Genomic DNA, 19,494 nt, shown 5'->3' on the forward strand with positions numbered 1-19,494 from the left:
AGATGGTCAATGTGCTCGGTCAGCAGCCGCGCTATCTGCAACTGGCGCAGACGCTCATCAATGAAATTCAGAGCGGGCGCTTTCCGGTGGGTTCCACCATTCCCACCGAATTCGAACTTTGCGAGCAGTTCGGCGCGAGCCGCTCGACCGTGCGCGAGGCGGTCAAGCAGCTCGTGCAGCTCGGCATGGTGGTGCGGCAGGCCGGCATCGGCACCACCGTCAAGGCGGTGAATTCCGAAGGCAGTTATCGGCAGGTCATGCAGCAACTGAGCGACCTGCATCGATATTCCGCCGACACCGCGCTGCAAGTGCTGAAGAAAGAGACCGTCGAATTGAGCGACGCCTCGCTGTGCGCGATGTTGCAGGCGAAGCCCGGAGAAACCTGGCTGCGTCTGGAAGGCATCCGGCGCTCACCCGAGAGCGTCGATCCGATCTGTCATACAGAGGTCTATATCCAGCCCGCGTTCCGCTCGCTGACGGGCATCGAGGACGACCCGCACACGCCAATTTTCACGATGATCGAGCGTCAGTTCGGCGAGCAGATCATGCGGGTGCAGCAGGAGATTCGCGCGGTGGCCTTGCCCGCGAACATCGCGCGTCTCGTCAACGCGAAGACGCGCTCGCCTGCGCTATGGCTGTCGCGCCGTTATTTCAACAAGCGGGGGGAGATCGTCGAGGCGGCGGTCAGCATTCATCCCGCCGACCGCTTCAGCTATTCGGAGACGTTCCAGCGCGGCTGGAGCGGCGCATGAAGCATTCGAGGAATGGCACATGATTGCACGCAGTTATCTGTTCGTTCCGGGCGATCGTCCGGAACGTTTCGGCAAGGCACTGGCGACGCAGGCGCATCGCGTGGTCATCGATCTGGAAGATGCGGTTTCCATCGACGCAAAAGCGCAGGCGCGGGCCCAGCTCGCGGAATGGTCGCAATCGCAACTATCGGACGAGATTCGTGAGCGCGTCGTGATCCGTGTGAACGCGTATGGCACGCCGTGGCACGAAGAAGATGTGTCGATGGTGCGCGCGGCGAAGGTACGCGCCGTGATGGCGGCGAAGGCGGAAGATGCGGCGCAGCTCGCGGATATCGCCGCGCGATGCGCCGAAGGTGTCGAGTTGATCGCGCTGGTGGAAAGCGTCGCGGGCGTGGTGCGCATGCGCGAGATTGCACAGTGCGAGCGGGTGTCGCGGCTCGCTTTCGGTTCGTTCGATTTCGGCGTGGACGCGGGTATCGACGGTACGGGGCGCGAGCTGGACCATGTGCGCTCGCAGTTCGTCATCGAGTCGCGCTTTGCGGGCCTGCCGCCGCCCATCGATGGCGTGACGCTGGCCACCGGCGACATCGACGCGATCACCGCCGATGTGCTCGATGCGCGGCGCTTCGGTTTTGGCGGCAAGCTGTGCATCCATCCGAAGCAGGTGGATGCGGTGAACGACGGGTTCGCACCGAGCGCTGCCGAGCGCGAATGGGCGGCGCGGGTTCTGGCCGCGCTCGAAGCGAATCCGCGCGGAGCGATTTCGGTGGACGGGAAGCTGGTCGACAAGCCGATTGTCGATCGTGCTCGAAGAATTCTGGCCGCCTGAGTGCGGACATTGGGGAGAGACAGGGAATGAAGGTTCTGGTGCCGGTCAAGCGCGTGGTCGATTACAACGTGAAGGTGCGGGTGAAGTCGGACAACACGGGCGTGGATATCGCCAACGTGAAGATGTCGATGAATCCGTTCGATGAGATCGCGGTTGAAGAGGCAGTGCGTCTCCGGGAAGCGGGCGTTGCAACCGAAGTAATTGCCGTGTCATGTGGCGTGACGCAGTGCCAGGAGACGTTGCGTACTGCGCTGGCAATTGGTGCGGATCGCGCTGTGTTGATCGAAAGCGCGGAAGAATTGCAGCCGCTGGCGGTGGCGAAGTTGTTGAAGGCTCTGGTCGATCAGGAGAAGCCTGAGTTGATCATTCTCGGCAAGCAGGCCATCGATGACGACTCGAATCAGACCGGTCAGATGCTTGCCGCGCTGGCGGGTTTGCCGCAAGCCACGTTCGCATCGAAGGTTGTGGTTGCGGACGGCAAGGCTACGGTTTCGCGTGAAGTCGATGGCGGTGCCGAGACGCTTTCCCTGAAGCTGCCCGCCGTGGTGACGACCGACTTGCGCCTGAACGAGCCGCGTTATGTGACGTTGCCGAACATCATGAAGGCGAAGAAGAAGCCTTTGAGCACGATCAAACCTGCTGATCTTGGTGTCGATATCACGCCGCGCCTGAAGACGCTGAAAGTTAGCGAGCCGCCGAAGCGCAGCGCCGGTATCACCGTGCCGGACGTGAAGACGCTGGTCGAGAAACTGAAGAACGAAGCGAAGGTAATCTGATGACGATTCTGGTTATTGCGGAACATGACAACGCGTCGATCAAGGCAGCGACGCTGAACACGGTTGCAGCGGCGTCGAAGATCGGCGGTGATGTGCATGTGCTGGTGGCTGGCTCGAACGCACAAGGCGCGGCCGATGCAGCGGCGAAGATCGCGGGCGTGGCAAAAGTGCTGCTCGCCGATGCGCCTCAGTTGGCCGATGGCCTCGCGGAAAACGTCGAAGGCACGGTGCTGAACATCGCGAAGGATTATTCGCACATTCTGGCTCCGGCAACGGCATACGGTAAGAACATCGCGCCGCGCATCGCCGCGCATCTCGATGTCGCACAGATCAGCGATATCACCGCAGTCGACAGCGCCGACACGTTCGAGCGTCCGATCTACGCGGGCAACGCCATCGCGATCGTTCAGTCGATCGATCCGATCAAGGTCATCACCGTGCGCGCAACGGGCTTCGATCCGGTGGCGGCGGAAGGCGGCAGCGCATCGGTCGAGAAGATCGAAGCCGCAAGGGACGCAGGCATTTCGCAATTCGTGAGCCGCGAAGTGACGAAGCTGGACCGTCCTGAACTGACGAGCGCGAACATCATCGTGTCGGGCGGGCGTGGTCTGGGCAGCGGCGAGAACTACACGAAGACGCTCGAACCTTTGGCCGACAAGCTCAACGCGGCGCTGGGCGCATCGCGCGCGGCAGTCGATGCGGGGTACGTCCCGAACGATTATCAGGTTGGTCAAACCGGCAAGATCGTCGCGCCGCAACTGTACGTGGCCGTCGGCATCTCGGGCGCGATTCAGCACCTGGCCGGCATGAAGGACTCGAAGGTCATCGTCGCGATCAACAAAGACCCCGAAGCGCCGATCTTCAGCGTCGCGGATTATGGTCTGGTCGGCGATCTGTTCACCGCGGTCCCTGAACTCGTGAATGAACTGTCTTGAGGCCATGAGCGCCATGCTGGCAATAACCCGCAATGACGTCCGGAGCGAAGCCGCCGCGCTCGCCGATCAAGAGGATGCCCGCCTCTGGCGCTGGTTCTCCGAGCTCTACGACGAGGGCAGAATTCGCTGGTGCCGGTCCTCGCAGGGCTGGCTCGTCAGCGTGGACCACCGCCACCTGGCCACGGAATCAGACTTCGACACCGCGATTCGTATATCGCGCGAGCGCTGCTACAGCGGCCGGCTCAGACGTGCCGATGCGCGCCGCTGATGCGCACGCGTCGTGAAAGAGTCGGGGTGAACCTCGATGGCCTAAGGGTCAAGGCCTACAAGTAACGAATCCGACTGGCCGTGGTCCACAGAGTGAAGGTGATCTGCGGTTGGTCGGGAAGCAGATTCTCTTTACCCACACCCTGTGTTGAATGGTTGACGACTAGCTCGCGTGAGCACGCCATGCATCCCGTTCTCTATACGCTCGGCGTGAAGGCAATCACCTCCCGCTTCGGTGAGCAAGACGCCCGGTGTGAGTTCCTCGACGTCCGCCCCACACGGTGGGTCAAAGTTTCACGACACCACCGCCACCCAGCGGAAACCGGCTACCGCACGCCTGCGAAACGCGCGAACTCGCTTCGACCAGCCGCGCGATCGCCATTTCTTTGATCGACGACACTTCGACGCTCGCGCCAATCAAGGTCAGGCAGGCAACTGCCTCGTCCTGCACGTCCAGAATCGGGGCGCTTATCGCGGCGAGGCCCGGAATGAGGACGGACTCTGCTTCGTCATACCCGCGCCGACGAACCGTTTCCAGACGATCAAGCAGATCCGACGGCGGCTTTTCGTGATTCTTTGACACAGCCAGTTCGATCAGATGGTCTCTTATCTGAGCCGGCATGAACGCGAGCATCGCGCGCCCCGTTGCCGAGTTGGTCAACTGGAATGTCGATCCGACAGACAGCGTCGTAATGAAGGGAACATAACTGCGTTCCCAACGGACGATGGTCGGACCACGATCACCGAGGACATTGAGCAGAGTAGGAAGACCCGTGTCGGCGACCAATTGCGGCATCGCTTCGCTAGCAAGCCGCAAAGGATCGAGGCGTCCGAGCGCGGACGCGCCGATGCGCAGCGCAGCGGGACCCAGGTCGTATAGACCGGTGACTTCATCCTGAATCGCCAGACCGCTCGCGGTCAGGCTGGCGAGATAACGGTGCGCAAGGCTGTTAGGCATGCCTGTCGCTCGCGCCAGTTCTCGCAGCGGCGCAGCCTTCCCGGCTGCGACGAGCGCCAGGAGCATATCTGTCGCCTTGTCCGCCGACTGAATGCGTCGTCGTCCGCTGCCACCGTCGGCGGGCCCGGCAGACGAATCGTGCTTGGTTGACGTCGAGGTCTGTGGGGCTCGTCTCTTCGTTGGGGGCAAAGCGGTTATTTCCTTGATCCTAAAGTCGATGGTCCCGCTGAAAGAGCCTGTCGGCTCTTTTCAAAACCTCAGAGGCTCCGATGGCGGGCGGGTTTCGGAACCCCGAGCGTACGTGGGAAATTCCGCCCGGACGCGGCCAGTCTACCAGTTGCATCACACCGTTCGGTCCGATCAATCCTGGTCCTTGAGCCCGATGCGAAAGCTTTCAACAGGACGATCGGCAAGGCGTTCCAGGTGTGTGCCGATGCATGCGCAGACGTGCATGCCGCTGGCATCGTGTGCACAGAAATAAGCAAGACGCTTATCCGCCTGAGACACCCTGAGCGCGTTCTTTCCGACGATCTAATAGACGCCACGCTCAAAAAATACGATTCACGCGCGCCCCTGCGTTGCTTCGTTTCCATGGTGCGCGCGCCGCTCTCTCGCGAAAATAGCGGTTCGCCCCATTTCTTTTTCACCGCGATTTCGCGCGCCGACCACGGCGAAATGACCGGCTGGCGTGCGTCTCAGACGTTATCCTATAGACAACGGGTTATCCCCATTTGCAACGAAACGATGCCGAGTCTACCTTTCAGCCCATGGGACTTCTCGCCGTTCTGGAGCGTCAATTAGGGTGCGTTTCAAGCGGGAAGCATTTGGTTTTGCATCTGTAGCCAGAGAGAAATCGTGCTTGAAAAAACACAGTTTTATATCGATGGGCGCTGGGACGAACCGCGGACGGCGCGGACGCTTTCCGTGCTCGATCCATCGACCGGAGAGCCGTGCGCAATCATTTCCGCCGGCGAGGCAACGGACATCGATCGTGCGGTCGATGCCGCGCGCCGTGCCTTCGCCAACTGGTCGCGCACAGCGCCGGGCGAACGTCTCGCGCTGGTGGAGAAGCTCCTCGCGATCTACAAGCGGCGCGCGCCCGAGATGGCGAAGACGATCAGCCTGGAAATGGGCGCGCCCATCGACCTGGCCGCGAAGGATCACGTCGGCGCCGGCGCTTTCCATATCGAAAACTTCATCACCGCATTTCGCGACTTTCGGTTCGAACGTCCGCTCGGCGCGCACGCGCCCGCCGACCGCATCCTGATGGAGCCGATCGGCGTAGCGGGCCTTATCACGCCGTGGAACTGGCCGATGAACCAGGTCACGCTCAAGGTCGTACCCGCGCTGCTCGCGGGCTGCACCGCGGTGCTCAAGCCGTCGGAAATCGCCCCGTTGTCGTCGCTGCTCTTCGCGGAGTATGTCGACGAAGCCGGCTTCCCGAGCGGTGTCTTCAATCTCGTCAATGGCGATGGCGCGCAAGCGGGCGCACGGCTCTCATCCCATCCGGATGTGGACATGATCAGCTTCACCGGTTCCACGCGCGCGGGCATTGCCATTTCGGTCGCGGCGGCGCAGACGCTCAAGCGGGTATCGCTCGAACTCGGCGGCAAAGGCGCAAACATCGTCTTCGCGGACGCGGATGCAGGCGCGGTGAAGCGCGGCGTGCTTCATTGCTTCAAGAACACGGGACAAAGCTGCAACGCACCCACGCGCATGCTGGTCGAGCGGTCGATCTACGCGCGGGCGGTCGAGGAAGCGCGCGAGATCGCGGAAAGCGTGGCCGTCGACGCGGCCCATCAACCGGGCAAGCACATGGGGCCGCTTGCGTCCGAGGCGCAGTTCATGAAAGTCCAGGAGATGATCGAGAAGGGCATCGACGAAGGCGCGCGACTCGTGGCGGGCGGTCCGGGACGCCCGCATGGACACGAGGCCGGTTACTTCGTTCGTCCGACTGTCTTTGCCGACGTGAATAACCAGATGGCCATTGCCCGCGAGGAGATCTTCGGCCCTGTGCTGTCGATCATGCCGTTCGATAGCGAGGATGAAGCCATCGCCATTGCCAACGACACGCCATACGGCCTCGCCAATTACGTGCAGTCGACGGACGGCGAGAAGCGCAATCGCGTCGCCGGGCAGCTTCGCTCCGGCATGGTCGAAATGAACGGTAAACCGCGCGGAGCGGGATCGCCTTTCGGCGGGATCAAAGCTTCGGGCCGCGCACGCGAAGGCGGCGTGTGGGGTATCGAAGAGTTTCTCGAGGTCAAGGCCGTCTCCGGCTGGGCGTCCGCCTGACGACTGCCCGTTCGCCCACGCATGCATCAACAAGAGTCAAGCAGGAGAGAAAAGATGTCCAAAGCATTATCCGGTGTACGCGTGCTCGATCTGTCGCGCGTGCTCGCCGGACCCTGGGCGAGTCAGACGCTCGCGGATCTGGGCGCAGAAGTCATCAAGATCGAGCGGCCCGGAAGCGGCGATGACACGCGCGGCTGGGGGCCACCCTATCTGAAGGACGTCGGAGGTGGATCGACGGGTGAAGCCGCCTATTACCTCGCCGCCAATCGCGGCAAGAAGTCCGTGACGCTGAACATCGCGCGTGCGGAGGGGCAGGCCATCGTCGGCCAGCTTGCTGCACAGGCCGATGTATTCATCGAGAACTACAAGGTGGGCGATATGGCCCGCTATGGTCTGTCTTACGAAGACCTTCGGGCGCTCAACCCTCGTCTCGTCTATTGCTCGGTGACCGGCTTCGGGCAAACTGGCCCGCTCGCCGAGATGGCCGGCTACGACTTCATCGTGCAGGGCATGGGCGGTCTCATGAGCATCACCGGCGAACGCGACGAGTGTCCAGGTGGCGGGCCGCAAAAGGTGGGCGTCGCCTTCGCGGACATCATGACCGGCATGTATTCGACGGTCGCGATACTCGCGGCCATCGCACAGCGGGCGAGGACGGGAGAAGGGCAATACATCGACATGGCATTGCTCGACGTTCAGGTTGCAACGATGGCCAACATGAACCTGAACTACCTCGTCTCGGGTACCACGCCACGCCGGCAAGGCAATGCGCACGCGAACATCGTGCCGTATCAGGTGTTCGACGCGAAGGACGGGCAAATGGTGATCGCCGTCGGCAACGACAGTCAGTTCGCGAAGTTCTGCGAGACGGGCGACTGCCTTCATCTCGCGGCGGATCCGCGGTTCGCGACCAACGCAGGACGCGTGGCTCACCGCGATGTGCTTATCCCCATGCTTGAAGAGATCATGCTTACGCGCACGGTGGACGAGTGGACCGTGCAGCTCAATCGGAAAAGCGTGCCGGCCGGGCCGATCAACAGCATCGCGCAGGCGTTCGAGCATCCGCAGGTGAAGCATCGGCAGATGCGCGTGGACATCGCGCACCCGTTGTCAGGCAGCGTGCCGAGCGTGGCCAGTCCGATCCGCATGTCGGCGTCGCCCATGACCTACGACACGCCGCCGCCGACGCTCGGTCAGCATACCGACGAAGTGCTCACATCGCTTTGCGGAATGCGTGAGGACGATATCGAGGCGCTGCGTAGCCGCGCGATCGTATGAAGGACCAGCACAGCTTCAATCGCGAACCGCGCGGGCTTTGTTTGCCAGCCGGGGCGCATATCGTTGAATCGGAGAAAGTACAGCATGAATGGCGCTGAGAGTCTTGTTACCACATTGCTGGAGTCAGGCATCGACACCTGCTTCGCCAATCCCGGAACCAGTGAGATGCACTTTGTCGCGGCACTGGATCAGATCCCGGGCATGCGTTGCGTGCTCGGCCTTCAGGAAAACATCGTGACCGGCATGGCCGATGGTTACTACCGTATCGCCGGCAAGCCGGCGAGCACGCTGCTGCACTGCGGGCCGGGGCTCGCCAATGGGTGGGCCAACCTGCACAACGCGCGCCGGGCCCATAGCGGGATCGTCAATATCGTGGGCGATCAGGCGACCTATCATCAGCCGTTCGATGCACCGCTCACCGCCGATACCGCCGGCCTCGCAAGCGCCGTTTCCCGCTGGGTGCGGACGAGCCGGCACGCGGCCGATGTCGGCAGGGATGCGGCGGCGGCGGTGGCGGCGGCGCGCACCGCGCCTGGACAGATTGCCACGCTCATTCTGCCTTCGGACACATCGTGGGACTCGGGCGGCGTTGCCGTGCGCGCGATGCCCGTTCCCGCCGCGCCGGTCGTCGATCCGTTCGCAGTCGAAACGGCTGCGCGCATCCTGCGGCAGAACCCGAATGTGCTGATTCTGCTCGGCGGACGCTGCGCGGTGCCGGAAGCGCAAGCACTGGCATGGCGCATCGCGAGCGCGACGGGCGCGACACTGAAGTACGAGTATGTGAACGGACGCGTCGCGCGCGGCCGCGGCCGCCTGCCGATCGAGCGCCTGCCGTATAACACCGATCAGGCCGTCAAGGTGCTGGAGCCGTTCGAGCACATCATTCTGGTCAATGCGAAAGCCCCGGTCGGATTTTTCGCTTACCCCGGCAAGCCTTCCATTCAATACTCGAGCACCGCGCAGATCCACACCTTGTCGCGCGTCGATCAGGATTCCGCTTCGGCATTGCTGGCGCTCGCGGAAGCGCTGAATGCGCCTGCGGCAGCCATGCCCGACCCTGGTCCGCGGCCGGAAGCGGGCCGGGGCTCACCTACGCAGGAAGGCCTCGCGCGGACGCTGGCCGCGCTGATGCCCGAGAACGCCATCGTGTCCGACGAGAGCATTTCGTTCGGGCGCGGCTTTTACCCGCTCACTCACGGGGCCGCGCCGCACGACTGGCTTCAACTGACCGGAGGCGCCATCGGCGACGGCCTGCCCGTGGCAACCGGCGCGGCAGTGGCGAGCGGCGGGTCGAGGCGAGTCATCAGCCTGCAGGCAGACGGCTCGGCCATGTATTCGTTGCAATCCTTGTGGACGCAGGCCCGCGAGAAGCTGCCCTGCACGACGATCCTGCTGAGCAACCGGAAATACAACATCCTGATCGGCGAATACCAGAACGTCGGCGCCATTCCCGGGCCGACCGCGATGAGCATGCTCGATCTTTCCAACCCCGACCTCGACTGGGTCAAGCTGGCCAATGGCATGGGCGTGGAAGCAGCACGCGCGACAACACTGGAAGCATGCGCGGACCTGATGAAGCAGAGCTTCCAGCAGACCGGGCCTTTCCTGATCGAACTGGTCATTTGAATAGACCAATAGCCAGCGCGAATTTATCGCTATGGCGCTGGCAAAAAGAAGGAGACATATCATCGTGAGCGATATCACCCGTCTCGGGTTTCTGGGCCTTGGAAACATGGGGGCCGCGATCGCCCTGCGGCTCGTTCATCCCGGGTCGACGCTACATGTGTTCGATCCAAGTCCGGAAGCAGTCAGGCCGCTCGTCGAGGCTGGCGCGATCGCGCATGCCAGCCCGCGTGCGGTTGCGGAAGCGGCCACAGTCGTCATGGCCTGCCTGCCGAACAGCGCCGTCTGCGAGAGCGTGTTGTTCGGAGAGGACGGCGTTGCCGCCGGCAAGGCCGTGCGAACGTACATCGAAATGTCCACGCTGGGGCCGACCGTGGTCGCGTCGAATGCGAAGCGACTCGATGCCGCGAAAATCGCAAGCATCGATGCGCCCGTAAGCGGCGGGCCTGCTGCGGCGCACGCGGGCACCTTGTCCATCATGCTGTCCGGCAATGACGATGTCGTCGCCACGACGATGCCTTGGCTCACCCTCATCGCGAAGAAGATCTGCAGGCTTGGCGAACAGCCCGGTCAGGCTCAGGCGATGAAGCTGGTGAACAACATCATGCTCGCAGCCAACATGGCCGTCGCTTCCGAGGCGCTCACCATCGGCGCAAAGGCAGGACTCGACGCGGACGCCATGATCGAAGTGATTCGTTCGAGCACGGGGAACAGCGCGGCCGCGGATATTCTCGCCCGCTTCGCTATCTGCGGTGCATTCGACTTCGGAGCGCACATCTCGATCGTGGCGAAGGACGTGGAGCTTGCCATCGACGAAGCAAAGGCGCTCGACGTGCCGGTGCCCGTGCTGAACGAAGCGCGAAGCCTCTGGCACGACGCTATCGAACAAGGCCTGGGAGGCGACGATTTCACTTCTATCCTCAAAATCGTGGAAGCGCGAGGCGGCGCGACCGTTCGCGGTGCGCCACGACGATAGGCCTGCTGGCAGCTTCGATTACACACCTCAACTGCTTGACCCGAACGGAGAAATTCATGAATCCCATCGACAACGATAAGGCTGTTTCGCCCGAGCCCCCTTGCGATACCGCCGACCTGATTAAAAGGCTTGCCTATGCGACCCCCGAAACCGCGCCGCTGGTGCCGGGCCGCCGCGAGTTCTTCAAATATCGCGATCTTGGTGTCACCGATGCCACGGGCGGCCGCATGCGTGCGCAGCTCACCATCGCCACGGGCGATATGCAGCAAACGGGCTGGCACTACCACGTGTGCGAATCCCAGTTCATCTTCACGTTGCGCGGCTGGGTCGATCTCCTGATCGAGGATGGGCGGAAGATTCGCGTGAGCGCAGGCGAATCACTGCTTATTCCGGGTGGACTCAAGCATAACGAGATCGCGATCTCGGAAGACTTTGAGCTTCTCGAAGTGTCCGTGCCGGCGAAGATGGGCACGGTGGCCTGTGATCCGCCCGCGGCCTTCGCCTCCCAACCGTAATGAGTACGCGGATGCAAGCCATCGCGATCCGACTTTGAAAGACGATCCAAACCAGAGAAACTTCAAATGACTAAAGGCTATATTTTTGCCGAAGTAACGATCCACTCCGCCAATGCCGAGTGGAACGAATACAGCAGCAAGGTTCAGGCAACACTCGATGCATATGGCGGTGTATTCCTGATTCGCGGCGGCGCGGAAAACGTGCTGGAAGGAACGAAGGAGGGCGGCACGATCGTCGTGCTTGAATTCGAAAGCCCTCGACGCGCGGAAGAATGGTACGCATCGACTGCGTATCAGGACATCCTGCCGCTACGACTGCGTAATGCAGATGCGCGTGTCATGTGTCTCGCCGGCGCCAACTGAGCGAATACGAACGTTGCGCCAGTTCCATCGGCGCGCAGAGCTCATCGCACACATCGCCGGAGACAGAATGATCGAAGCGAAAGGCCGACTCACAGGAAAGGTGGCGTTCATCACGGGCGCGGGCGCGGGTATCGGACGGGCCGCGGCCGAGCGGTTCGCCCGTGAGGGCGCGGCAGTCATCATTGCGGAATTCGACGCAGACAGCGGTGAAGCCGCTACCGAAGCCATCCGCAGACATGGCGGCAAGGCGAAGTTCGTTCGGACCGACGTCACGAACGAGGATAGCGTGCGTGAGGCCATCCAGTCTGCAATCGAATTCGGCGGCAAGATCGACGTGCTTTATAACAACGCAGGCGGATCGAGCGCGATCGACGCACGCGTCACCGATTGCCCGGCAGACGAGTTCTGGCGAGCGGTGAAGCTCGATCTTTTCGGCACATGGATCGCTTGCAAGTATGGGATCGCGGCCATGCTTGAGAGCGGCGGAGGTTCGGTCATCAATAGCTGCTCCGTGTTTGCGCTCGTCGGCACCAGAGGAAAAGACGCGTACACGGCCGCCAAGGGCGGCATCGCTTCGATTACACGTTCGATGGCCGTCGAGTACGCGCCCCATCGCATCCGTGTCAATGCGCTCGCGCCGGCGGTAACGACGACCCGACGCGTGCTCGGTCTCATCGAAACGCAACCGGACGTGATGAACAAGACGAGCGAGCGTCAATTGCTCGGCCTCGTCGAGCCGGAAGAAGTGGCGATGACCGCGCTGTTCCTGGCATCGGACGAATCGAAGAGGACGACTGGCCAGATCTTCGCGATAGACAGCGGCTTTTCGATCTCGTGATGGACATCGACCGCTCGACTACATGCTCTCGACCCGAGATGGATTCTGATGTGGCGATCGGAATATCGAGTGAGCGGTTTCTTAAGCGGGCGACATAGCCAGCGACACCCCAACACGTAGTCTTACGCCGCGGTTGCTCTGCGTGAGATCGCCCATGTATTGATATGTATACCTAAGCTAGTGCATTAAAAATTTAATAAGCAATTGAAGCTTTCACGCGTAGTTTAAGAATCGAAACTGAAAAAACAGTCAAGACCGGAGACAGGTATGGCCTTGGTAATTGTTCTTTGTTCGCTGGCGTTTCTCATGATAGCGGCGTATCGCGGCTACAGCGTCATTCTTTTTGCGCCGGTCGCCGCGCTCGGTGCCGTCTTCCTCATGGAGCCTGCAGCCGTCGCGCCGGTGTTCTCGGGCATTTTCATGGAGAAGATGGTTGGCTTCGTGAAGCTCTACTTTCCAGTGTTCCTGCTTGGGGCGTTATTCGGGAAGGTGATCGAGATATCGGGATTTGCCGCCGCCATTGTCGCTGCTGCCATTCACTACATCGGTCGTTCGCGTGCCAACATCGTGATCGTCACGGTGTGCGCGTTGCTGACTTACGGCGGGGTGTCTGTCTTCGTTGTCGTGTTTGCGGTCTATCCGTTCGCTGCGGAGCTCTATCGGCAGAGCAACATTCCGAAGCGGTTGATGCCAGGCGTGATCGCATTAGGCGCGTTCTGCTTCACGATGGATGCACTTCCAGGCACGCCGCAGATTCAAAACATCATCCCGTCGGCCTTTTTCAAGACCACGGGCTGGGCCGCACCCGCGCTTGGGATGAGCGGTTCAGTATTCATGCTGGCCATCGGATTGACCTATCTCGAATGGCGGCGAAAGAGCGCGATGGCAAAGGGCGAGGGATACGGCACATCGCTCATCAATGAACCAGAACGCGTGGCGGAGAACGTGCTGCCTAACCCTGTGCTGGCGATCATGCCGCTGATCCTGGTTGGCGTCTCGAACTATTGCTTCACGAAATGGATTCCGCTCTGGTATGGGCCTTCGTACGCTGTGGCGCCGGAGGTGCTTCCAGGCGTGCATGCTCCGGTTACGACGTCGATCAAGACGGTGACAGCGATCTGGTCCGTCGAGGCTGCCTTGATCCTCGGCATCGCGCTGGTGGTGTTGACAGCGTTCAGGCGGGTCGCCGCGACGTTTGCCGATGGCACGCGCGCGGCGGCAAGCGGCGCATTGTTGGCCGCAATGAATACGGCGTCGGAATATGGCTTCGGTGCAGTGATCGCTGCGTTGCCGGGTTTCATAGTCGTAAGCGATGCACTCAAGACCATACCCAACCCACTCGGCAATGCCGCGGTGTCGGTGGGCACGCTGGCTGGGATCACCGGGTCGGCCTCCGGTGGCATGAGCATCGCGCTTGCCGCGACATCAGATGTGTTGATCAGGAATGCGCAAGCCGCGCACATACCGCTGGATGTCCTGCATCGTGTCGTTGCGATGGCGAGCGGCGGCATGGACACGCTACCGCACAACGGAGCCGTCATTACCTTATTGGCGGTGACCGGGCTGACGCATCGCCAGTCCTATCGGGAGATTTTCGCGATCACGCTGATCAAGACAATGGCCGTCGCGTTCGTCATTGCCATGTATTACGTCACAGGGTGGGTTTGAAACCGGTCCTTCAGTCTCGTTTCAACTGGCTGCACTTCAAATAAACAAGGACGATCTTGGAGATCTTTAGATGTGGAAGTTGGCGGCAGGAAAGCATACGCAACACGGGAAGTCCCCTGACGAGCTCAGGGATGGGCAACCCGACGCCCACGAGGGACAGGCTGGGCACCGTGGATGACGGAGAGGCCCATAGTACTGGTGAAGGCGAATAATGGCGGTGGAGGGATGGAGTCTCAGTTGCCGTTGCAACCCGATAGCCGGCGCTATCTTCGAAACAGATGCGGATGGCTGTCGATGATCCCGCGAATGAAGTCCCACACGAAGCGAATTCGTCTGGTCTTGAAGAGATCTTCCGGCGCCGCGAGCCATAACGTGCGCGTGATTTGCGCATGGTCGGGAAACAGATTGATCAGGTCCGGGCGGCCCGTCGCGACATACGGTGTCAGAAGTCCTATGCCCATGCCGGCCGCGACGGCCTCACGTTGCGCGAGCACGCTCGTCGAAGTGAATCGTCTCTTCGGCTTCGATACGAGCTCGTCAAGGATGCGATAGCGTTCGCTCACCGACCCGTCGTGCACGTAGTCGACGAAGTCGTGCTCGGCGATATCGGCGAGGTCGCGAATGGGCGCGTGCGTGTCGAGATAGGCGCGCGAACTGTAGAAGAAGTAATCGACATCGGCGAGACGCGTGACCGTGTAGCGGCCCATCTGCGGCGGCTCCAGCGTGACGAGAATCTCGACCTCCCGCGTGACGAGACTCGGGAACTGAGGTTGCGCCATCAACTCGACGAGAAGATCGGGATGCAGCCTGTTCAGCTCGACGATACCCGAGGCCAGCACATGAATGCCAAACGCCTCCGGCGTGCCCACGCGCACCGTGCCGTGGATCGAGGTCGACTGGCTCATGTGTTCCTCGAGCGCGCCGAGCATGGCGTTTTCCATGCGCTCGGCGTGAGGCACGAGCGCCTTTCCTGCATCGGTCAGCGAGTAGCCATTCCGCCGCCGGTCGAACAGCACCGAGCCAAGCGATTCTTCCAGACGATTGATGCGGCGTGACACCGTCGAATGCTCGACATTCAGGCGTTCGCCCGCGGTGGAGATTTTCCCCGTGCGCGCGACTTCGAGAAAATATCGAAAGTCGGTCCATTCCAGATCGTTCTTCATGATCTCCGTTCGCCGTCTCGTCACGTGGCGACGATAGCCGATGATGATGGGACACGGATCAATCATCGCATGCTCCGGCGGGCCGCATCGATGAAGCGCGGACGGGCGCGGGCGGCCCGCCCGGCGACTCGAACGCGTGCGGCGCTTAAAGCGCGAACGAAAGCGCAGGCTCCGTGCGGGCCTGCAGTTCCTCGCGCGACACGCCCGGTGCGAGTTCCTTCACGATGAGGCCTTCGTCCGTCACATCGATGACCGCGAGATCGGTGATGATCCGGTTCACGACACGTGCGCCAGTCAACGGCAGCGCGCAGTGTCGCAGGATCTTCATTTCACCGGTACGCGTCGTGTGCTCCATCAGCACGACGACGCGTCGCGCTCCGCCGACGAGATCCATCGCGCCGCCCATGCCCTTGACCATCTTGCCGGGGATCATCCAGTTCGCGAGATCGCCGGCTTCGCTGACCTGCATCGCACCGAGTATCGATTGATCCATGTGGCCGCCGCGGATCATCGCGAAGGACATCGACGAGGAGCAGATCGATGCGCCCGGGACCATCGTGATGGTCTGCTTGGCGGCATCGATGAGATCGGGGTCGATCTCGTCCTCGTAAGGCGGCTCGCCAATGCCGATCAGCCCGTTCTCGGATTGCAGCCAGACCTGCATACCGTCTGGCACATGCTGAACGACCTTCGTCGGCAAGCCGATGCCGAGGTTCACATAGTCTCCGTCGCGGAGTTCGGTGGCCGAGCGGGCCGCCATTTGCTCGTGGGTCCAAGCCATGATTAGCCTCTCAGTTGCCGCGCGCGCGAAAGCTTCTGCGTTCGATGCGCTTGTCGGGATGACGGTTCAGAACGATGCGGTCGACGAAGATGCCGGGCAGGTGCACGTCATCGGGATCGATCTCGCCGACCTCGACGATCTTCTCGACCTCGGCGATGGTGACGTCACCGGCCATCGCGACATCCGGGTTGAAGTTGCGCGCCGTGCGCGCGAACACGAGATTGCCCGCGCGATCCGCGACCGAGGCCTTGACCAGCGACACATCGGCGTTCAACGCAGTTTCCATGATGTAGCGCTTGCCGCCGAAGACGCGCTCTTCCTTGCCTTCGGCGATCACCGTGCCCACGCCCGTGCGCGTGAAGAACGCGGGAATGCCGGCGCCGGCCGCGCGCAGGCGTTCGGCGAGCGTGCCTTGCGGCGTGAATTCGAGTTCGAGTTCGCCCGATAGATACTGGCGTTCGAACTCCTTGTTCTCGCCGACATAGGACGAGACCATCTTCCTGATCTGTCGCGTCCTGAGCAGAATGCCCAGACCGAAATCGTCGATGCCTGCGTTGTTGCTGATGCAGGTGAGATTGTTCACGCCGCTGTCGCGAAGCGCGAAGATAAGCTTCTCCGGAATGCCGCACAGGCCGAATCCGCCGATGGCAATGGTTTGCCCGTTCCCGACGACGCCGGCGAGCGCGTCCTCGGGTGTCTCGTACACCTTCTCCATTTCTAGCTCTCTATCTGATGAGATCGTCTCTGGAAGCGATGAACCGCTCCAACGTAGTTCGCATTTTTTGCGGGATTTTTTGCGAAATTCTGGCTTCGGCGATGGGCGGCTGGCAACCGCGATCCGCGCAAACCTGGCGTGCGGAAATGCACAATCTCCTCGATTCAGGCGCGATGCGTCCGGGATCGATAGCCCCGATCACCACCCAATCACCAGATGCGCTCGTGCATAAATGCACACCCACCTTGCGCGCATTGCGTTTCTCTAGTCGCGTCCGATGCGGATAATTTGCTTGAACCGAGGCGCTTCAGGCGCGCTCGATTGCAAATTAATCAGCGAGATTTCTGTCGCCGGTGACACGGGAAACATCTCGCCCCATCGAGGAACCGAATTCATGGAAATCAGAACTGTTGCATTCATCGGCGTCGGAAGCATGGGCGCGCCGATGGCCCGTCGCGTCATGCAAGCAGGATTCGAACTCATCGTCTGTGATCGCAATCCGGCGGTGCTCGCGTCGTTCGAGGCGCAAGGCGCGCGCGCCACGATGTCGGCACGAGACTGCGGAACGGCCGATGTCATCGTCGTCCTGGTCGGCAACGATGCGCAGATCAACGACGTGACGATCGGCGCCGACGGTGTCATGCATGGCATCGTCGAAGGCCGCGCGCCGGTCGTCTGCGTGATGAGCACGACCTTGCCGGATACGTTGCAAGGCATCGCGCCTCAGTTGAGCGCGGCGGGCGCGCGTCTGATCGATGCGCCGATCAGCGGCGGCATCGTCAAGGCCGAAGAGGGCACGCTGACGATCATGCTCGGTGGCGACTCCGCCGACATCGACTCCGTCATGCCGGTGATGCGCGCGATGGGCCAAAACCTGTTTCGTTGCGGCGAGCTGGGATCGGCCGAGGTGGTCAAGGTGGTGAACAACATGCTATGCATCGCGACCATGTTTTTGACCGCCGAAGCGATCGATCTCGCCGAGCGTCACGGCGTGAAGTTCGAGCAGATTGCACCGATCGTCAACGTCAGCACGGGACGAAACTTCCTCACCGCCGACGCCGAAGAAGGACGTCGCCAGTACGGCGCGTGGGCACGATCCGAAGAGGCGTTCGGCGCACTGATGAAGGTCGTGAGCAAGGATCTGCATCTCGCCAGGGAGATGGCCGCGTCGGGCAAGCTCGATCTCGGTCTTCTCGATGAAGTCTCACGTTATGTCGACGCTCACGGCAGCCTGGCGATGGATCAATGGATGCGTCACGGAGGCGTTCGTTGATGCATATGCGGTGACCCGGTCAGGCGGAGGTGCCTCGGGTGGCAAGTCAATAATAAATAGTTAGGAATGGAGACGATTTAATGGTCTTGTTCATAGTCGTGGCGGCGCTCGTATTTTTGATGTTCGCTGCGTATCGCGGCTACAGCGTGATTCTCTTCGCGCCGATCGCCGCCCTCGCGGCCGTGCTGCTGACGGAGCCCGCCGCCGTCGCGCCGGTGTTCTCCGGCATCTTCATGGAGAAGATGGTCGGCTTCGTGAAGCTCTATTTCCCGGTTTTTCTGCTCGGCGCGCTGTTCGGCAAGGTGATCGGGATATCAGGCTTCGCGGCGTCCATCGTGGCGGCTGCGATTCGTCATATCGGGCGTTCGCGCGCCAACGTCGTGATCGTCGCGGTGTGCGCATTGCTCACGTACGGGGGCGTGTCGGTGTTCGTCGTCGTGTTCGCGGTGTATCCGTTCGCGGCGGAACTCTATCGGCAGAGCAACATCCCGAAGCGGCTGATGCCCGGCGCCATCGCGCTCGGTTCCTTCTCGTTCACGATGGACTCGCTGCCGGGCACGCCACAGATCCAGAACATCATCCCGACGACGTTCTTCAAGACGACCGGCTGGGCCGCGCCATGGCTCGGTGTGATCGGCTCCGTGTTCATGGTCGCGCTCGGGCTCGCGTATCTCGAATGGCGTCGCCGCAACGCGATGGCCAAAGGCGAGGGATACGGCAGCGTGCTCGTCAACGAACCCGAACGGATCGACACCGATGCGCTGCCCAATCCGATGCTCGCGATCCTTCCGCTCGTGCTCGTCGGTGTGGCGAACTTCGTCTTCACGAAGTGGATTCCGCTCTGGTACGGCGCGTCCTACACCGTGCCGCCGGAGATTCTGCCTGGCGTTCACGCGCCGCTCACCACGTCGATCAGGACCGTCACGGCGATCTGGGCCGTCGAGGCGGCGCTGCTGCTCGGTATCACGCTCGTGATCGTCACCGCGTTTCGCCGAGTGGCGGCCGGTTTCGCCGATGGCTCGAAGACCGCGGCGGCAGGCGCGTTGCTGGCCGCGATGAATACCGCATCGGAATACGGTTTCGGCGGCGTGATTGCGGCGTTGCCTGGTTTCGTCGTGATCAGCGACGCCCTCAAGGTCATCCCGAATCCGCTCGTGAATGCGGCGGTGTCGGTCAGCGCGCTGGCGGGCATCACGGGCTCGGCGTCGGGCGGCATGAGCATCGCGCTCGCTGCGATATCCGATCAACTGATCAGGAACGCGCAGGCCGCGCACATCCCGATGGAAGTGCTGCATCGCGTGGTCGCAATGGCGAGCGGCGGCATGGACACGCTGCCGCACAACGGCGCGGTCATCACGTTGCTGGCCGTGACCGGACTTACGCACCGGCAGTCCTATCGCGACATCTTCGCCGTCACGCTGATCAAGACACTGGCCGTGTTTTTCGTGATCGCCGTGTACTACACGACGCACCTCGTCTGACGGCATTC

The 19,494-nt window shown here is 61.8% G+C and carries 19 protein-coding genes; 15 read left to right on the forward strand and 4 right to left on the reverse strand.

Translation table 11 applies throughout. The annotated features are described in order from the left end of the window. Positions 1–2 precede the first annotated feature (2 nt). The 5 genes from AWB79_RS10075 to AWB79_RS10095 are packed head-to-tail and all read left to right on the forward strand — an operon-like array spanning position 3 to position 3,560. A complete protein-coding gene (locus AWB79_RS10075) occupies positions 3–752 on the forward strand; it encodes a GntR family transcriptional regulator (protein WP_061167367.1) in 750 nt (249 codons plus the stop codon). A gap of 19 nt (positions 753–771) precedes the next feature. After that, on the forward strand, positions 772–1,581 hold the full coding sequence (locus AWB79_RS10080; protein WP_061167253.1) for an HpcH/HpaI aldolase/citrate lyase family protein: 810 nt from the start codon (positions 772–774) through the stop codon (positions 1,579–1,581). A gap of 26 nt (positions 1,582–1,607) precedes the next feature. Next, entirely contained in the window at positions 1,608–2,357 is a 750-nt protein-coding gene (locus AWB79_RS10085; RefSeq protein ID WP_061167254.1) for an electron transfer flavoprotein subunit beta/FixA family protein, read from the forward strand. Then, a complete protein-coding gene (locus AWB79_RS10090; protein WP_061167255.1) occupies positions 2,357–3,292 on the forward strand; it encodes an electron transfer flavoprotein subunit alpha/FixB family protein in 936 nt (311 codons plus the stop codon). The genes AWB79_RS10085 and AWB79_RS10090 overlap by 1 nt, the downstream gene beginning before the upstream one ends. A 4-nt stretch (positions 3,293–3,296) precedes the next feature. After that, positions 3,297–3,560, forward strand: a complete 264-nt coding sequence (locus AWB79_RS10095) for a hypothetical protein (RefSeq protein ID WP_082862321.1) — start codon at positions 3,297–3,299, stop codon at positions 3,558–3,560. A 285-nt stretch (positions 3,561–3,845) separates the two neighbouring features. Here the strand turns inward: AWB79_RS10095 and AWB79_RS10100 are convergent, their stop codons facing one another. Continuing rightward, positions 3,846–4,706, reverse strand: a complete 861-nt coding sequence (locus tag AWB79_RS10100) for an IclR family transcriptional regulator (protein WP_269767922.1) — start codon at positions 4,704–4,706, stop codon at positions 3,846–3,848. Between the two features lie 666 nt (positions 4,707–5,372). Here AWB79_RS10100 and AWB79_RS10105 point away from each other — a divergent pair. The 8 genes from AWB79_RS10105 to AWB79_RS10140 all read left to right on the forward strand — a co-directional run bounded on the left by AWB79_RS10105 (position 5,373) and on the right by AWB79_RS10140 (position 14,073). Continuing rightward, entirely contained in the window at positions 5,373–6,812 is a 1,440-nt protein-coding gene (locus AWB79_RS10105; protein WP_061167257.1) for an aldehyde dehydrogenase family protein, read from the forward strand. 54 nt (positions 6,813–6,866) lie between these two features. Beyond that, positions 6,867–8,090, forward strand: coding sequence for a CaiB/BaiF CoA transferase family protein (locus AWB79_RS10110; RefSeq protein WP_061167258.1), 1,224 nt, complete (start codon positions 6,867–6,869; stop codon positions 8,088–8,090). Between the two features lie 84 nt (positions 8,091–8,174). Then, on the forward strand, positions 8,175–9,716 hold the full coding sequence (locus AWB79_RS10115) for an acetolactate synthase large subunit (RefSeq protein WP_061167259.1): 1,542 nt from the start codon (positions 8,175–8,177) through the stop codon (positions 9,714–9,716). 64 nt (positions 9,717–9,780) lie between these two features. Further along, complete coding sequence (locus AWB79_RS10120; RefSeq protein WP_061167369.1) at positions 9,781–10,689, forward strand: NAD(P)-dependent oxidoreductase; 909 nt, start codon at positions 9,781–9,783, stop codon at positions 10,687–10,689. A gap of 56 nt (positions 10,690–10,745) precedes the next feature. Continuing rightward, positions 10,746–11,204 (forward strand): cupin domain-containing protein, encoded by a 459-nt coding sequence (locus AWB79_RS10125; protein ID WP_061167260.1) that lies wholly within the window; start codon positions 10,746–10,748, stop codon positions 11,202–11,204. Positions 11,205–11,270: 66 nt separating this feature from the next. After that, on the forward strand, positions 11,271–11,567 hold the full coding sequence (locus AWB79_RS10130; protein WP_061167261.1) for a DUF1330 domain-containing protein: 297 nt from the start codon (positions 11,271–11,273) through the stop codon (positions 11,565–11,567). Between the two features lie 67 nt (positions 11,568–11,634). Continuing rightward, positions 11,635–12,405 (forward strand): SDR family NAD(P)-dependent oxidoreductase, encoded by a 771-nt coding sequence (locus tag AWB79_RS10135; RefSeq protein WP_061167262.1) that lies wholly within the window; start codon positions 11,635–11,637, stop codon positions 12,403–12,405. 267 nt (positions 12,406–12,672) lie between these two features. Next, positions 12,673–14,073, forward strand: a complete 1,401-nt coding sequence (locus tag AWB79_RS10140; RefSeq protein ID WP_061167263.1) for a GntP family permease — start codon at positions 12,673–12,675, stop codon at positions 14,071–14,073. A gap of 263 nt (positions 14,074–14,336) precedes the next feature. Here the strand turns inward: AWB79_RS10140 and AWB79_RS10145 are convergent, their stop codons facing one another. From AWB79_RS10145 to AWB79_RS10155, 3 genes are all read right to left on the reverse strand, one after another. Next, a complete protein-coding gene (locus AWB79_RS10145; protein WP_061167370.1) occupies positions 14,337–15,236 on the reverse strand; it encodes a LysR family transcriptional regulator in 900 nt (299 codons plus the stop codon). 145 nt (positions 15,237–15,381) lie between these two features. Further along, the gene (locus AWB79_RS10150) at positions 15,382–16,017 is read right to left on the reverse strand and encodes a CoA transferase subunit B (protein WP_061167264.1); all 636 of its coding nucleotides are present in this window, start codon (positions 16,015–16,017) and stop codon (positions 15,382–15,384) included. Positions 16,018–16,027: 10 nt separating this feature from the next. Next, positions 16,028–16,732 (reverse strand): CoA transferase subunit A, encoded by a 705-nt coding sequence (locus AWB79_RS10155; RefSeq protein ID WP_061167265.1) that lies wholly within the window; start codon positions 16,730–16,732, stop codon positions 16,028–16,030. A 394-nt stretch (positions 16,733–17,126) separates the two neighbouring features. On the opposite strand from AWB79_RS10155, the gene AWB79_RS10160 reads away from it, so the two are divergent. After that, positions 17,127–18,005: an NAD(P)-dependent oxidoreductase gene (locus AWB79_RS10160; RefSeq protein WP_061167266.1), complete on the forward strand. Its 879-nt coding sequence runs from the start codon at positions 17,127–17,129 to the stop codon at positions 18,003–18,005. Between the two features lie 80 nt (positions 18,006–18,085). Continuing rightward, positions 18,086–19,486: a GntP family permease gene (locus AWB79_RS10165; protein ID WP_061167267.1), complete on the forward strand. Its 1,401-nt coding sequence runs from the start codon at positions 18,086–18,088 to the stop codon at positions 19,484–19,486. Positions 19,487–19,494: the final 8 nt, after the last annotated feature.

Source organism: Caballeronia hypogeia, from assembly GCF_001544875.2.
Taxonomy (GTDB): domain Bacteria; phylum Pseudomonadota; class Gammaproteobacteria; order Burkholderiales; family Burkholderiaceae; genus Caballeronia; species Caballeronia hypogeia.

Bases quoted from the DNA above. Each gene is read 5' to 3' on its own strand.
- AWB79_RS10075 (WP_061167367.1), top strand. From the start codon at position 3: ATGGTCAATGTGCTCGGTCAGCAGCCGCGCTATCTGCAACTGGCGCAG.
- AWB79_RS10080 (WP_061167253.1), top strand. From the start codon at position 772: ATGATTGCACGCAGTTATCTGTTCGTTCCGGGCGATCGTCCGGAACGT.
- AWB79_RS10085 (WP_061167254.1), top strand. From the start codon at position 1,608: ATGAAGGTTCTGGTGCCGGTCAAGCGCGTGGTCGATTACAACGTGAAG.
- AWB79_RS10090 (WP_061167255.1), top strand. From the start codon at position 2,357: ATGACGATTCTGGTTATTGCGGAACATGACAACGCGTCGATCAAGGCA.
- AWB79_RS10095 (WP_082862321.1), top strand. From the start codon at position 3,297: ATGAGCGCCATGCTGGCAATAACCCGCAATGACGTCCGGAGCGAAGCC.
- AWB79_RS10110 (WP_061167258.1), top strand. From the start codon at position 6,867: ATGTCCAAAGCATTATCCGGTGTACGCGTGCTCGATCTGTCGCGCGTG.
- AWB79_RS10115 (WP_061167259.1), top strand. From the start codon at position 8,175: ATGAATGGCGCTGAGAGTCTTGTTACCACATTGCTGGAGTCAGGCATC.
- AWB79_RS10125 (WP_061167260.1), top strand. From the start codon at position 10,746: ATGAATCCCATCGACAACGATAAGGCTGTTTCGCCCGAGCCCCCTTGC.
- AWB79_RS10130 (WP_061167261.1), top strand. From the start codon at position 11,271: ATGACTAAAGGCTATATTTTTGCCGAAGTAACGATCCACTCCGCCAAT.
- AWB79_RS10135 (WP_061167262.1), top strand. From the start codon at position 11,635: ATGATCGAAGCGAAAGGCCGACTCACAGGAAAGGTGGCGTTCATCACG.
- AWB79_RS10140 (WP_061167263.1), top strand. From the start codon at position 12,673: ATGGCCTTGGTAATTGTTCTTTGTTCGCTGGCGTTTCTCATGATAGCG.
- AWB79_RS10145 (WP_061167370.1), bottom strand. From the start codon at position 15,236: ATGAAGAACGATCTGGAATGGACCGACTTTCGATATTTTCTCGAAGTC.
- AWB79_RS10150 (WP_061167264.1), bottom strand. From the start codon at position 16,017: ATGGCTTGGACCCACGAGCAAATGGCGGCCCGCTCGGCCACCGAACTC.
- AWB79_RS10155 (WP_061167265.1), bottom strand. From the start codon at position 16,732: ATGGAGAAGGTGTACGAGACACCCGAGGACGCGCTCGCCGGCGTCGTC.
- AWB79_RS10160 (WP_061167266.1), top strand. From the start codon at position 17,127: ATGGAAATCAGAACTGTTGCATTCATCGGCGTCGGAAGCATGGGCGCG.
- AWB79_RS10165 (WP_061167267.1), top strand. From the start codon at position 18,086: ATGGTCTTGTTCATAGTCGTGGCGGCGCTCGTATTTTTGATGTTCGCT.